Annotated in this window: 10 protein-coding genes, 1 tRNA gene and 1 pseudogene; 11 read left to right on the top strand and 1 reads right to left on the bottom strand. The window is 70.8% G+C overall.

Translation table 11 applies throughout. The features are described from left to right. Positions 1-123 precede the first annotated feature (123 nt). The 8 genes and pseudogenes from FE633_RS28310 to FE633_RS28275 all read left to right on the top strand — a co-directional run. Positions 124-1,086 carry a carbohydrate ABC transporter permease gene (locus tag FE633_RS28310; RefSeq protein ID WP_425473237.1) on the top strand — a complete coding sequence of 321 codons (963 nt, stop codon included), beginning with the start codon at positions 124-126 and terminating at the stop codon, positions 1,084-1,086. Beyond that, positions 1,083-1,949 (top strand): carbohydrate ABC transporter permease, encoded by an 867-nt coding sequence (locus FE633_RS28305; RefSeq protein ID WP_171060154.1) that lies wholly within the window; start codon positions 1,083-1,085, stop codon positions 1,947-1,949. Before FE633_RS28310 ends, FE633_RS28305 begins: the two co-directional genes overlap by 4 nt. A gap of 1 nt (position 1,950) precedes the next feature. Next, positions 1,951-3,576, top strand: a complete 1,626-nt coding sequence (locus tag FE633_RS28300) for a beta-N-acetylhexosaminidase (protein WP_138048017.1) — start codon at positions 1,951-1,953, stop codon at positions 3,574-3,576. A 280-nt stretch (positions 3,577-3,856) separates the two neighbouring features. After that, a complete protein-coding gene (locus FE633_RS28295; protein ID WP_138048016.1) occupies positions 3,857-4,750 on the top strand; it encodes an FAD binding domain-containing protein in 894 nt (297 codons plus the stop codon). After that, positions 4,747-6,414 (top strand): 2Fe-2S iron-sulfur cluster-binding protein, encoded by a 1,668-nt coding sequence (locus tag FE633_RS28290; protein WP_138048015.1) that lies wholly within the window; start codon positions 4,747-4,749, stop codon positions 6,412-6,414. Before FE633_RS28295 ends, FE633_RS28290 begins: the two co-directional genes overlap by 4 nt. Further along, positions 6,411-8,720, top strand: a complete 2,310-nt coding sequence (locus FE633_RS28285; RefSeq protein ID WP_138048014.1) for a xanthine dehydrogenase family protein molybdopterin-binding subunit — start codon at positions 6,411-6,413, stop codon at positions 8,718-8,720. The genes FE633_RS28290 and FE633_RS28285 overlap by 4 nt, the downstream gene beginning before the upstream one ends. A 226-nt stretch (positions 8,721-8,946) precedes the next feature. Beyond that, positions 8,947-9,864, top strand: coding sequence for a D-alanyl-D-alanine carboxypeptidase family protein (locus FE633_RS28280; RefSeq protein WP_138048013.1), 918 nt, complete (start codon positions 8,947-8,949; stop codon positions 9,862-9,864). A 296-nt stretch (positions 9,865-10,160) separates the two neighbouring features. Beyond that, positions 10,161-10,622 (top strand): annotated as a pseudogene (locus FE633_RS28275) (SUKH-4 family immunity protein); the annotation flags it as partial. Here FE633_RS28275 and FE633_RS28270 read toward each other — a convergent pair. Further along, a tRNA-Cys gene (locus FE633_RS28270) sits at positions 10,615-10,686 on the bottom strand. The pseudogene FE633_RS28275 and the gene FE633_RS28270 overlap by 8 nt on opposite strands. Before the next feature lie 225 nt (positions 10,687-10,911). On the opposite strand from FE633_RS28270, the gene FE633_RS28265 reads away from it, so the two are divergent. The 3 genes from FE633_RS28265 to FE633_RS28255 are packed head-to-tail and all read left to right on the top strand — an operon-like array spanning position 10,912 to position 13,009. Continuing rightward, positions 10,912-12,411, top strand: a complete 1,500-nt coding sequence (locus FE633_RS28265) for an MFS transporter (RefSeq protein ID WP_138048011.1) — start codon at positions 10,912-10,914, stop codon at positions 12,409-12,411. Positions 12,412-12,443: 32 nt separating this feature from the next. After that, a complete protein-coding gene (locus FE633_RS28260) occupies positions 12,444-12,641 on the top strand; it encodes a hypothetical protein (protein WP_138048010.1) in 198 nt (65 codons plus the stop codon). Next, a complete protein-coding gene (locus FE633_RS28255; protein WP_138048009.1) occupies positions 12,641-13,009 on the top strand; it encodes a type II toxin-antitoxin system death-on-curing family toxin in 369 nt (122 codons plus the stop codon). The genes FE633_RS28260 and FE633_RS28255 overlap by 1 nt, the downstream gene beginning before the upstream one ends. Position 13,010: the final 1 nt, after the last annotated feature.

Here is a 13,010-nt window from a genome sequence, read left to right as displayed (position 1 = left end):
GTGACGAACGGCGCGTCCCCGGCACCCGCACCGCCGCTCGACGGGAGCCGCGCCGCGGTTCGGCGGCGCGGGGGCCTGGTGGCGGCCCGAAAGGCCGCGCTGCGCGGTGATCCCGCCGCGGAGGTGTCCGGCGAGGCTTCGGCCTCGTCCGGGCGGGCCGCGGGGGGTCCGGTGCGCGGGGGCGCGGGCGCGGCACGGACGTTCCGGCGTACGAGTGGCGGGTGGACGCCCTGGCTCTATCTCGCGCCCGCCCTCGTCGTCCTCGGCGGGCTGCTTGTCTACCCCGTCTACCAGCTTGGCCTGATTTCGTTTCTGGAGTACACACAGGCCCAGGTCAGCGGGGGGCAACCGACGACCTTTCAGGGGTTCGGCAACTACGCGACGCTCTTCGCGGACGACCAGTTCTGGCAAGTACTGCTGGCGACCGTGGTGTTCGCGGCGGCCTGTGTCGTGTCGACGCTCGCGGTCGGCTGCGCGCTCGCCGTGCTGCTGACGCGCGTACGGGCCGTGCCGCGGCTCGCGCTGATGCTGGCCGCGCTGGGCGCCTGGGCCACGCCCGCGATCACCGGCTCGACGGTGTGGCTGCTCCTGTTCGACCCCGACTTCGGGCCCGTCAACCGCATCCTGGGCCTCGGCGACTACTCGTGGACGTACGGCCGCTACAGCGCCTTCGCCCTCGTACTGCTCGAAGTCGTCTGGTGCTCCTTCCCGTTCGTGATGGTCACGGTGTACGCGGGCATCCGCGCCGTCCCGGACGAGGTGCTGGAGGCGGCAGCCCTGGACGGCGCCTCGCAGTGGCGCATCTGGCGCTCCGTGCTGGCGCCGATGCTCCGGCCGATCCTCGTGGTCGTCACCATCCAGTCGGTCATCTGGGATTTCAAGGTCTTCACGCAGATCTACGTGATGACGAACGGCGGCGGTATCGCCGGACAGAACCTCGTGCTGAACGTGTACGCGTATCAGAAGGCGTTCGCCTCCTCGCAGTACAGCCTCGGCTCGGCGATCGGAGTGGTGATGCTGCTGATTCTCCTGGCGGTCACGCTCGTCTATCTGCGGCTGCTGCGCAGGCAGGGGGAGGAGTTGTGAGTTCTTCGAGTGCTGTGCGTTCCGCGGGTCGTTTCCGGGTGCGCCGGCCCTGGCGGCTGGCCGCCGAGGCGTCGGCCCTGCTGATCGCCGCCGTGGTCGCGTTCCCCCTCTACTGGATGGTGCTGAGCGCCTTCAAACCGGCCGGTGAGATCGAGTCGACCGAGCCCCGCCCCTGGACGCTCACCCCGTCCCTGGACTCCTTCCGACGCGTCTTCGGACAGCAGGAATTCGGCCGTTACTTCCTCAACAGCCTTGTGGTGGCGGTCACCGTGGTCGTCGTCTCGGCGCTCATCGCGTTTCTCGCGGCGACCGCCGTGACACGATTCCGCTTCCGGTTCCGTACCACCCTGCTGATCATGTTCCTCATCGCGCAGATGGTGCCCATCGAGGCCCTGACGATTCCCCTCTTCTTCCAGATGCGGGACTTCGGTCAGCTGAACACACTGGGCTCGCTGATCCTGCCGCACATCGCGTTCTCCCTGCCGTTCGCGATCTGGATGCTGCGAGGCTTTGTGAAGGCGGTCCCGGAGGCGCTGGAGGAGGCCGCGTACCTCGACGGGGCGAGCCGGACACGATTCCTGTGGCAGATCCTTTTCCCTCTGGTCTTTCCCGGGCTCGTCGCCACGAGCGTGTTCTCGTTCATCTCCACCTGGAACGACTTCCTGTTCGCCAAGTCCTTCATCATCAGCGACACCTCGCAGTCGACGCTGCCGATGGCCCTCCTCGTCTTCTACAAGGCCGACGAACCGGACTGGGGCGGGGTGATGGCGGCATCCACGGTGATGACGATTCCCGTACTGATCTTCTTCGTACTCGTACAGCGACGGCTGGTCTCCGGACTGGGCGGCGCGGTAAAGGACTGACGTGAATGAACTGATTCCCGCGCCCCGCAGCGTCGTCGCCGGTTCGGGCGAGGTGCGGCTGACGGCGCACTCCCAGCTCTACGCCGGCACCACAACGGAGGGCGTAGGTCACTGGCTGCGCACCGTCCTCCGGGAGGCCACCGGCCTGCCGCTGCGCGAGGGCCTGGAGCTCGACGACACCGACGGCGATGGCATCGGGCTCCAGCTGGCCCCCGAGCTCGGCCCTGAGGAGTACCGCCTCGTCAGCGACTGGTCGGGCGTCCTTGTCGAGGGCGGCAGCGCGGCCGGTGTTTTCTGGGGCGCCCAGACACTGCGGCAGCTCCTCGGCCCCGATGCGTACCGCAGGGCCCCGCTCAGTCGCGACCGCACCTGGGCCGTGCCGCACGTCACGATCGAGGACGCCCCCCGCTTCGGCTGGCGCGGTCTCATGCTCGACGTCTCACGCCACTTCATGCCCAAGGACGGCGTGCTGCGCTATCTGGACCTGATGGCCGCTCACAAGCTGAACGTCTTCCACTTCCACCTCACCGACGACCAGGGCTGGCGCATCGAGATCAAGCGGCACCCCAAGCTCACGGAGACCGGATCGTGGCGGGCACGCACGAAATTCGGCCATCGCGCGTCGCCTCTGTGGGAGGAGAAGCCGCACGGCGGCTACTACACCCAGGACGACATCCGCGAGATCGTCGCGTACGCGGCCGAGCGGCATATCGCCGTCGTCCCCGAGATCGACATCCCGGGCCACTCGCAGGCCGCCATCGCCGCGTATCCGGAACTCGGCAACACCGACGTCATCGACACGACTTCCCTCTCCGTCTGGGACAACTGGGGCGTCTCCCACAACGTACTGGCCCCCACTGACAACACCCTGCGCTTCTACGAGGGGGTGTTCGAGGAGGTCCTGGAGCTGTTCCCCTCGGAGTTCATCCACGTCGGCGGCGACGAGTGCGCCAAGGAGCAGTGGAGGCAGTCGCCCACCGTGCAGGCACGCATCAAGGAGCTCGGGCTCGCCGACGAGGACGAGTTGCAGTCGTGGTTCATCCGGCACTTCGACAACTGGCTGACCGCGCGCGGCCGTCGGCTGATCGGCTGGGACGAGATCCTGGAGGGCGGCCTGGCACCTGGGGCGGCCGTGTCGTCGTGGCGTGGCTACGGGGGCGGCATCACGGCCGCCCGCGCGGGCCACGACGTCGTCATGTGTCCCGAGCAGCAGGTGTACTTGGACCACCGTCAGGACGGTGGCGCGGACGAGCCCGTGCCCATCGGGTACGTACGGACGCTGGAGGACGTCTACCGGTTCGAACCCGTGCCGCCGGAGTTGACCGCCGATCAGGCGCGGCACGTGCTCGGCACTCAGGCCAACGTGTGGACCGAGGTGATGGAGGATCGTGCGCGCGTCGACTACCAGACGTTCCCGCGGCTCGCGGCTTTCGCCGAGGTCGCCTGGAGCGCGCTGCCGGCCCCCGCGGAACGCGACTTCGCCGGCTTCGAGCGGCGGATGAGCGCCCACTACAAGCGCCTTGACGCGCTGGGGGTGGCCTATCGCCCGCCCGCGGGCCCCCTGCCCTGGCAGCAGAGACCCGGAGTGCTCGGACGCCCGATCGACGGGGCGCCCCCAAACGTGTGAGGCGGCCCCCGAGGGGTGTTCCGCGAACCGGCGACCCTGCGACGGTGACCCCGTAAGGCGAAAGGCACCCAAGAGCCACCGAAGAGTACCCATGCGCGCTGATCGGCGATGTCGTGCGAAAACGGGCCATCTCGCTGATGAGAGGTACGAATGCCTCCTAGCGGACCCCCTCGTCGTGAAGCGGGGAAGATGTGCCAGAGTTGCCACGTCCGCCCTGTCAGCACGTACCGTACGGCAACACAGGTGGGACCAGGTGGGGCAGCGGGAAGGGGCAGCCGGTTTGACCACGCACGCACCGCAGGCGGCGCAGGCCGTGACGCTGCCCGCCTCGCTGGACGAGGCCGTGGCGGCACTCGCCGCCATGCCGGCCGCCGTTCCCGTGGCCGGCGGCACCGACCTCATGACCGCTGTCAACTCCGGGCAGCTGCGGCCCGCCGCGCTCGTCGGCCTCGGCCGGATCAGCGAGATCCGTGGCTGGCAGTACCTGGACGGCCACGCGCTGCTCGGCGCGGGCCTCACCCACGCCCGTATGGGGCGCCCGGACTTCGCGGCCCTCATTCCGGCTCTCGCGGCCGCCGCGAGAGCCGCGGGGCCCCCACAGATCCGCAACGCGGGCACCCTGGGCGGCAACATCGCGTCGGCCGCCCCCATGGGGGACGCGCTTCCGGTGCTCGCAGCCCTGGAGGCGACGCTCATCATCGCGGGCCCGGGCGGCGCCCGCCGTGAGGTCCCCGTCTCGCATCTGCTCGCCGGCGTGGACATGCTGCGCGGCGGCGAACTCATCGGGTACGTGCGCGTGCCCCTGCTGCATGCGCCGCAGGTCTTCCTCAAGGCGACCGGACGGACCGGCCCGGGGCGCGCCATCGCGTCCGTGGCGCTCGTCCTCGACCCCGCCCGGCGCGGAGTGCGGTGCGCCGTGGGCGCCATAGCGCCGATGCCGCTGCGGCCCCTGGAGGCCGAGCAGTGGGTCGCCTCGCTGATCGACTGGGACAACAACCGCGCGCTCGCGCCCGAGGCGCTGGCCGCCTTCGGGGAGTACGTCTCCGCGGCCTGCATCCCCGACCCGGTCCCCGCCGAGGACGGCTCCGTGCAGCCGCTGCCGCCCGCTGTACTGCATCTGCGGCGCACCGTCGCCGCACTGGCCCGACGAGCACTGGGGAGGGCACTGTCGTGACCGACGACCAGCACGGAGAGGACATGCCTCAGGAGGGCACTCCTCAGGCGGGCAGCCGCTGGGACCCGCTGCCCCAGGGCGACTACGACGACGGTGCCACCGCGTTCGTCCAGCTCCCGGAAGGGGGCGTGGACGCGCTGCTGGCCCAGTCCCCGCTCGCCGCTCCCGGCCACGGCTACGTGCCACCGCACATCACGCCCGCTCCGGACGCGGGGACCGACCCGGCGGCCGCCGGGTCGTGGCCCGCGCATTCCGGGGCGGCCGACGGGCAGCCTCAGGAGGTGCGGTGGCCGGACCCGAACGCGCTGCCCGAAGAGCACCGCCAGTCCGCCTACGACGGTTTCGCGTACAACCCGGTGACCACCGGTCAGTGGACCTTCGAGGAACCCACCCACGAGGATGGAGGCGCGCCGGGCCACGACGTCACCGGGGAGTGGTCCATTCCCGTCGCCGACGGTGACCTGCCCGACGAGTCCGGCGAGTTCACGACGTCGTCCCTGGTAGAGCAGTGGGGCGGTACCCCTCCGGCCACGCTGCCGGGCGGGGCGCCCGCGCCATGGGCCCAGGACTCCTGGGCGCAGCCCGCCGTGGAACAGCCGACTCCGGAACACTCGGCTCCCGAACACGCGACTCCAGAACACTCGGTTCCGGATCACTCCGCTCCCGAACAGCGGGCACCCTCGGACGAGGCCGCTCACCACGCCGAGAACCCGGCGGCCGGCCGCAACGGGCACGAGGCCGCCGAGATCATCGCCGTCTCCGGAGAGCACGCCGACGAAATCGCCGTCTCCGTAGAGCACCACTCCGTAGAGCGTCACTCCGCGGATCACCACCCTGTGGAGCGCCACTCCGCGGAGCCCGACTCGGCAGAGCGCGAAGAGCCGGTGGAGGCACACGCGGGTCACGGCGCTCCGGCGCCCGCGGACGAACGGGCCGCCGATCAGCCCGAAGCCGCCTCCCCGAGGGAGTCGCGGGAAGCCCCGGAAGGCGCCGCCGAGGAGTCCGCGGCGGACGACTCCCAGCGCACCGCCCCGCACGACGATCACCCCCTGGCCTCGTTCGTGCTGCGGGTGAACGGCGCCGACAGGCCCGTGACGGCGGCCTGGATCGGCGAATCGCTGCTCTACGTACTGCGTGAGCGCCTCGGACTCGCCGGCGCCAAGGACGGCTGCTCGCAGGGCGAGTGCGGGGCCTGCAACGTGCAGGTGGACGGGCGGCTCGTGGCCTCCTGCCTGGTGCCCGCCGTGACCACCGCCGGCAGCGAGGTGCGCACGGTCGAGGGGCTCGCCGCCGACGGGCAGCCCTCGGACGTGCAGCGGGCGCTCGCCAAGTGCGGCGCCGTGCAGTGCGGGTTCTGCGTGCCGGGCATGGCGATGACCATGCACGACCTCCTCGAGGGCAATCCGGCCCCGACCGAGCTGGAGACCCGCCAGGCGCTGTGCGGCAACCTGTGCCGCTGCTCCGGCTACCGGGGCGTCCTGGACGCCGTGCGCGAAGTCGTCGCCGAGCGTGCGGCGCACGCCGCCGCCGAGTCCGCCCCGGACGCCGAGGAGGCCCGTATCCCGCGCCAGGCGGGCCCCGGCGCGGGAAGCGTCAACCCCAGCGCGTACGAGTCCTCAGAGCCGCGTGAGCAGCCCTACGGCCAGGACGGAGGCCAGGCGTGAGCAAGGAAACCGCCACCGCGACCACCGTGGAGGCCGGTCCCGCTCCGGACCATCTGACGCACGGCATCGGCGCGTCCCTGCCGACCGCTGAGGCGGGCGCCAAGACGGAGGGCACCTTCCCGTACGCGGCGGACCTGTGGGCCGAGGGCCTGCTGTGGGCCGCCGTGCTCCGCTCACCGCACCCGCACGCGCGCATCGTGTCGATCGACACCACCCACGCGCGCGAGATGGCCGGCGTACGGGCCGTCGTCACACACGAGGACGTGCCGGGCGCCGCGCTGTACGGCCGCGGAACGGCCGACCGCCCGGTGTTCGCCTCCGAGGTCGTACGCCACCACGGGGAGCCCATCGCGGCCGTCGCCGCCGACCACCCGGACACCGCGCGGATGGCCGCAGCCGCCGTCATCGTCGAGTACGAAGTACTCGACCCGGTGACCGACCCGGAGCAGGCCTTCGAGGCCGACCCCCTGCACCCCGACGGCAACTTGATCCGCCACATCCCGCTGCGGCACGGCGACTCCGAGGCGGGCGGCGAGATCGTCGTCGAGGGTCTGTACCGCATCGGCCGCCAGGATCCCGCCCCGATCGGCGCGGAGGCGGGCCTCGCCGTGCCCCGCCCCGACGGCGGGGTCGAGCTCTATCTGGCCTCCACCGACCCGCACGCCGACCGCGACACGGCCGCCGCCTGCTACGGCCTGGAGCCGGAGCGCGTGAAGGTCGTCGTCACCGGCGTGCCCGGCGCCGCCGCCGACCGCGAGGACCAGGGCTTCCAACTCCCCCTGGGACTGCTCGCCCTGAAGACCGGATGCCCGGTCAAGTTCACGGCGACCCGCGAAGAATCCTTCCTGGGGCACGTCCACCGCCACCCCACCCTCTTGCGCTACCGCCACCACGCGGACGCCGAGGGCAGGCTGGTGAAGGTCGAGGCACAGATCCTGCTCGACGCCGGCGCGTACGCGGACACGTCGTCGGACGCGCTGGCCGCCGCGGTCTCGTTCGCCTGCGGCCCGTACGTCGTCCCGAACGCCTTCATCGAGGGCTGGGCCGTCCGCACGAACAACCCGCCCTCCGGTCATGTACGCGGCGAGGGAGCCCTGCAGGTGTGCGCCGCCTACGAGGCGCAGATGGACAAGCTGGCGAGGAAGCTGGGCATCGACCCGGCGGAGCTGCGCCTGCGCAACGTGATGGCCACAGGGGACGTCCTGCCCACCGGCCAGACGGTGACCTGCCCGGCTCCCGTGGCCGAACTGCTGGAGGCCGTACGGGACTTCCCGCTGCCCCCTCTCCCCAAGGACACCCCCGAGGAGGAGTGGCTGCTCCCGGGCGGCCCCGAGGGCGCGGGCGAGCCGGGTGCGGTGCGCCGCGGCGTCGGCTACGGCGTGGGCATGGTCCACATGCTCGGCGCCGAGGGCGCGGACGAGGTGTCGACGGCCACCGTGAAGGTCCACGACGGCGTCGCCACGGTGCTCTGCGCGGCCGTGGAGACCGGCCAGGGCTTCACCACGCTGGCCCGGCAGATCGTCCAGGAGACGCTCGGCATCGAAGAGGTGCACGTCGCCTCCGTGGACACCGATCAGCCCACGGCGGGACCGAGCTGCCGAGGCCGCCACACCTGGGTGTCCGGCGGCGCGGTCGAACGGGCGGCCAAGATGGTCCGTACGCAGCTGCTGCAGCCCCTCGCGCACAAGTTCGGGATGTCCACCGAGCTGCTCCAGATCACCGACGGCAAGATCACCTCGTACGACGGTGTGCTGTCGACCACTGTCACGGAGGCGATGGACGGCAAGGAGCTGTGGGCCACCGCGCAGTGCCGCCCGCACCCCACGGAGCCGCTGGACGCCGAGGGACAGGGCGACGCCTTCGTGGGGCTCGCCTTCTGCGCGATCCGCGCGGTCGTCGACGTCGACATCGAGCTGGGCTCCGTGCGTGTCGTGGAGCTGGCTCTCGCCCAGGACGTGGGGCGCGTACTGAACCCCGCGCAGCTCACCGCCCGGATCGAGGCCGGTGTCACGCAGGGCGTCGGCGCCGCCCTCACGGAGAACCTCCGCACCGCGCGCGGACTGGTCCGCCATCCCGACCTCACCGGCTACGCGCTGCCCACCGCCCTCGACGCCCCCGCCATCCGCATCGTCAAGCTCGTCGAGGAACGCGACGTGGTCGCGCCCTTCGGCGCCAAGGCCGTCAGCGCGGTGCCGGTGGTGACCTCCCCGGCGGCGATCGCCTCCGCGGTACGGGCGGCGACGGGGCGCCCGGTCAACCGCCTGCCGATCCGGCCGCAGGCCGCGGTGGTGACGACCGGGCAGTGACGGGCCGGAAGCCCGTGGTCACCAGGCCGGCCCGGCCGCCAAAGAATCATGCCGCGACCTGCGCAACCTTCCTCGCTCTCGTGAGTCATGTGAGCTAGCAAGCACTGCCGTGCCTGCAATTGAGGCTTCCATGCCTATTTGGTGCGAATTCGGAGCATTCAAATTGACAACTCTCTACAAGATCAGGCGTGTTCGCCGAGGGGTGGATACACGAAGATCCGGCGCGATGACGGTGCGCAAGGCCGCGGGTGTCGCCGTGACCGTGGGTACGGTACTTGCGGTCGTACCCATGGCCTCGCCCGCGCAGGCGGCCACCGCGCCCACAGTCAGCGCCAAGGGCGCCTTCCTGCTGGACAACGCGACCGGCACCAGGCTGTACAGCAAGTACGCCGACACCAAGCGGCCGATGGCCAGCACGACGAAGATCATGACTGCCCGCGTGGTCCTCAGCCAGACCGGTCTCGATCTCGACCGCAAGGTCACCGTCCGGCAGGCCTACCGCGACTACGTCGCCGCCAAGAGCGCCAGCACCGCCGACCTGAGGACCGGCGACCGTGTGACGGTCCGTCAGTTGCTGTACGCGATGATGCTGCCCTCGGGCTGCGACGCCGCGTACGCCCTCGCCGACACCTTCGGTACCGGTGACACCCGCGCAGCCCGGGTCAAGTCGTTCATCGGCAAGATGAACAGGAAGGCCGTCGACCTCGGCCTGACCAACACCCACTTCGACTCGTTCGACGGCATCTCGACGACCGGCCAGAACTACACCACCCCGCGCGACCTGGCGAAGCTCGCCCGCAGCGCGATGAAGTACTCGACGTTCGGCTCCGTCGTCAAGACGCAGAAGACCGTGCGCTACGCGACCACCAGCACCGGTGGTACCCGTACCTACACCTGGTACAACACCAACAAACTGCTCGGCTCCTACACCGGGGCCACCGGCATCAAGACCGGCACCAGCACCCCGGCGGGGCCCTGCCTGGTCTTCTCCGCCACCCGCGGCGACAGGACCCTCATCGGCGTCGTCCTCAACGACGCCTACCGCTACACCGACGCCGCGAAGATGCTGGATTACGGCTTCGGCACCAGCACCGCGTCGACCATGCAGCTTCGCACGCTGCCGGCAGGCGCCCAGCAGGACTGACCACGGCAGACCAGAAGACCCGCACCCCAGGGTGCGGGTCTTCTCGTGGACGCCAGGCCGGCGCTGGCGCTGGGCTTGGGGTTTTGGGGCGTTGTCAGTGGGGCGGCGTAAGGTTTTCGATCAGTGGGGAGCTGCCGCTGGGCGGCGGGCTGTTCCCCGCTGGGGAAGCACGATGCGATCACATGCGCGGGGGAGCCATGAGGACGACGACTGACGCCGGTACGGCCGGTACGGGGATGCTGACGCCGACCGACTACGGGTTCGGCGAGCTGGATCCGTGTGTCACGCACGCGGGCACGGGTCTGCTTCTCGACCTGCCAGGGCGGCTGCTCGACGAGGAGTTCGGGGCGGGCGGGATCATGCGCTTCGAGGACGTCGACTTCCCGGGCACGCTCACGCACGAGCCGACCCGCCGCTTCCTGAGGGAAACGGGCCTTCCGGAGGACGGCGTCATCTTCCAGCTGGAGATGGACGTACCGCTGTCGACCCTCGCCGAGCACTACGCGGCCGAGTGGACGGGTCCGGTTCTGATCACCGAGGGGCAACGGGGCCAACTCCCCGACGGAGCCGACCGGTTGATCCGCCTCGGGAGCCTCGGTCGCCGCGCCGAGGTCACGGACCTCCTCGTCGACGGAAGGACCGGCGCGCTCCACGAGTGGTCCGCCCCGGACGCCTGGCTGCGGCCGCTCAACGCCGACATATCCATGCTCGCGTTCACCCTGTGGCTGCTGCACGGGGCGAACGGGCCAGAGGCCGTGACCGGAATCGAACCGGCGTAACTCGCTTTGCAGGCGAGCCCCTCAACCACTCGGGCACACGGCCGGGTTGGGAACAGTTCGCTTCTTCCGAAGCTTGTTCCGAACTCGATGACATCGACCGTAGGCCGTGTGGGGCAGGGGCTCAAGGAATCGGCCGGGGCTGCAATGAGGCTGCCATGCCGCGTTCACACGGGAAGAGCGGACGAGGAAGGACGTACGACCAAGGTCGCAGACGATCACCGTCTCGCGACAGGGGCCAAGAGGGATCATGCCCCTTACGCTGGCGGGCATGTCCGCCCTGGAACCGAGTGACGCCGACTCTGCGGCCAACCCGCCTGCGACCACCCCGACCGCGCCGGCCGAACCCGGCACCCACGACGAACCCGGCACCGACGACAGCGTGCTCGGCCGCCCCTACCGGGCGCTCAGCATCGGGATCGTCTCCGTCGTACTGCTGATCGCCTTCGAGGCGACGGCGGTCGGGACCGCGATGCCGGTGGCGGCGCGGGAGCTCGACGGAGTCGCGTTGTACGCGTTCGCGTTCTCGGCGTACTTCACGACGAGTCTGTTCGGGATGGTGCTGGCCGGGCAGTGGTCCGACCGTCAGGGGCCGCTGGCGTCGCTGACCGCGGGGATCGCGTCGTTCGCGGCGGGGCTGATGCTGTCCGGGACGGCGGGCGTGATGTGGCTGTTCGTCCTCGGACGAGCGGTGCAGGGGCTGGGCGGCGGGCTGGTGATCGTCGCGCTGTACGTGGTCGTGGGGCGGGCTTATCCGGAGCGGTTGCGGGCGTCGATCCTGGCGGCGTTCGCGGCGAGTTGGGTGATCCCGTCCGTGGTCGGGCCTCTCGCCGCCGGTTCGGTGACCGAACACCTCGGCTGGCGGTGGGTGTTCGTCGGGATCCCGGTCCTGGTGGTGTTCCCGCTGGCGCTCGCCCTGCCACAGATACGGCGGCGGGCGTCCGGGCCGACGAAGGGCGCCGTGGCCGTGCCCTTCGACCGGCGACGGATCCGGCTGGCGCTGGGAATCTCGCTGGGCGCGGGGCTGCTGCAGTACGCCGCGCAGGCTGTGTCCGATGACAGCGTGCGGTGGCTCTCCGTCCTGCCGGCCGGTGTGGGGGCCGCCCTCCTGGTGCCGGCGGTGCTGGGACTGCTGCCGCCCGGGACGTACCGGGCGGCGCGCGGGTTGCCGTCCGTGGTGCTGCTGCGGGGGATCGCGGCCGGGTCCTTCGTCGCGGCCGAGTCCTTCGTACCGCTGATGCTGGTCACCCAGCGGGGGCTCTCGCCGACGCTCGCCGGGTTCTCGCTCGCGGCGGGCGGGGCCACCTGGGCACTGGGTTCCTTCGTGCAGTCCAGGGCGCGGGCGGAGCCGTACCGGGAGTGGTTGATGCTTATCGGCATGGTGCTCGTCGCGCTGGCGATCGCCGCCGCGCCGAGCGTGCTGATCGATGCGGTACCGGTGTGGACCCTGGCCGTGGCGTGGGGGTTCGGCTGCTTCGGGATGGGGCTGGTGATCTCCGCCACCAGCGTGCTCCTGCTCCACCTCTCCGCCCCGGAGGAGGCCGGCGCCAACTCCGCCGCGCTTCAGATCTCCGACGGCCTGTCGAACGTCCTTCTGCTGGCGGCGGGCGGGGCCGCCTTCGCGGCCCTGGGCGGCGGCACGGTCACGCACACGGCCACGGCGGCCTCCGGCTCACATCCGGCGGCTTTCACGGCGGTGTTCCTGCCGATGGCGGGGGTGGCGTTGGTGGGGGCTTGGGTGACTACGCGGGTGCGGGTCGATTGCAGGTGACACCGGGCGGTACCAGGTAGTACCGTCGGAGCATGGCTGGACTGAACCTGCGGTTTACGGACGACGAGCTCGATGCGCTGCGCGAGCGTGCGGCAGCCGAAGGGCGCAGCATGCAGGCCTTCGCTCACGACGCCGTGATCTCGGCCATAAACGAGCATTCGCGGCTGTTCAATGAAGCGGCCGAGCACGTGCTGAAGGCGAGCGCCGAGCTGAACCGGAGGCTCGCCTGATGCACTACCTGACGCTGCCCGAGCTGCTGAACCTCGCGAAGCGGCTCGGGGCGGACGAGGTGCGCGACTACGGGCTAATGGACTCGGCGCAGGCCAGGCCGCAGTCGAGCGTGTTCGGACAGGACGCATATCCGGACGTCTGGGAGAAGGCGGCGGCACTGATGGAGTCGCTCGCCCGCAATCACGCTCTCGTCGACGGGAACAAGCGCATCGCCTGGTATGCCACCTGGGTCTTTCTGCACATGAACGGCCACCCACTAGACGCGGACTTCGACGTGGACGAGGCCGAGGCATTCGTACTCGACGTCTGCCAGGGGGCCTTGGACGTTCCGAAGATCGCCGCCCAGCTGCCGCGATTCGCGCGCTGAT

The organism is Streptomyces montanus (assembly GCF_005786655.1).
Lineage (GTDB): Bacteria > Actinomycetota > Actinomycetes > Streptomycetales > Streptomycetaceae > Streptomyces > Streptomyces sporangiiformans.
Note: the sequence above shows the minus strand (reverse complement) of the source record. Positions and strands in the feature narration are given on the sequence as shown.

Excerpts from the sequence above, each read along its gene's own strand:
- FE633_RS28280 (WP_138048013.1), top strand. The coding sequence starts at position 8,947 with ATGACGGTGCGCAAGGCCGCGGGTGTCGCCGTGACCGTGGGTACGGTA.
- FE633_RS28265 (WP_138048011.1), top strand. The coding sequence starts at position 10,912 with ATGTCCGCCCTGGAACCGAGTGACGCCGACTCTGCGGCCAACCCGCCT.
- FE633_RS28260 (WP_138048010.1), top strand. The coding sequence starts at position 12,444 with ATGGCTGGACTGAACCTGCGGTTTACGGACGACGAGCTCGATGCGCTG.
- FE633_RS28255 (WP_138048009.1), top strand. The coding sequence starts at position 12,641 with ATGCACTACCTGACGCTGCCCGAGCTGCTGAACCTCGCGAAGCGGCTC.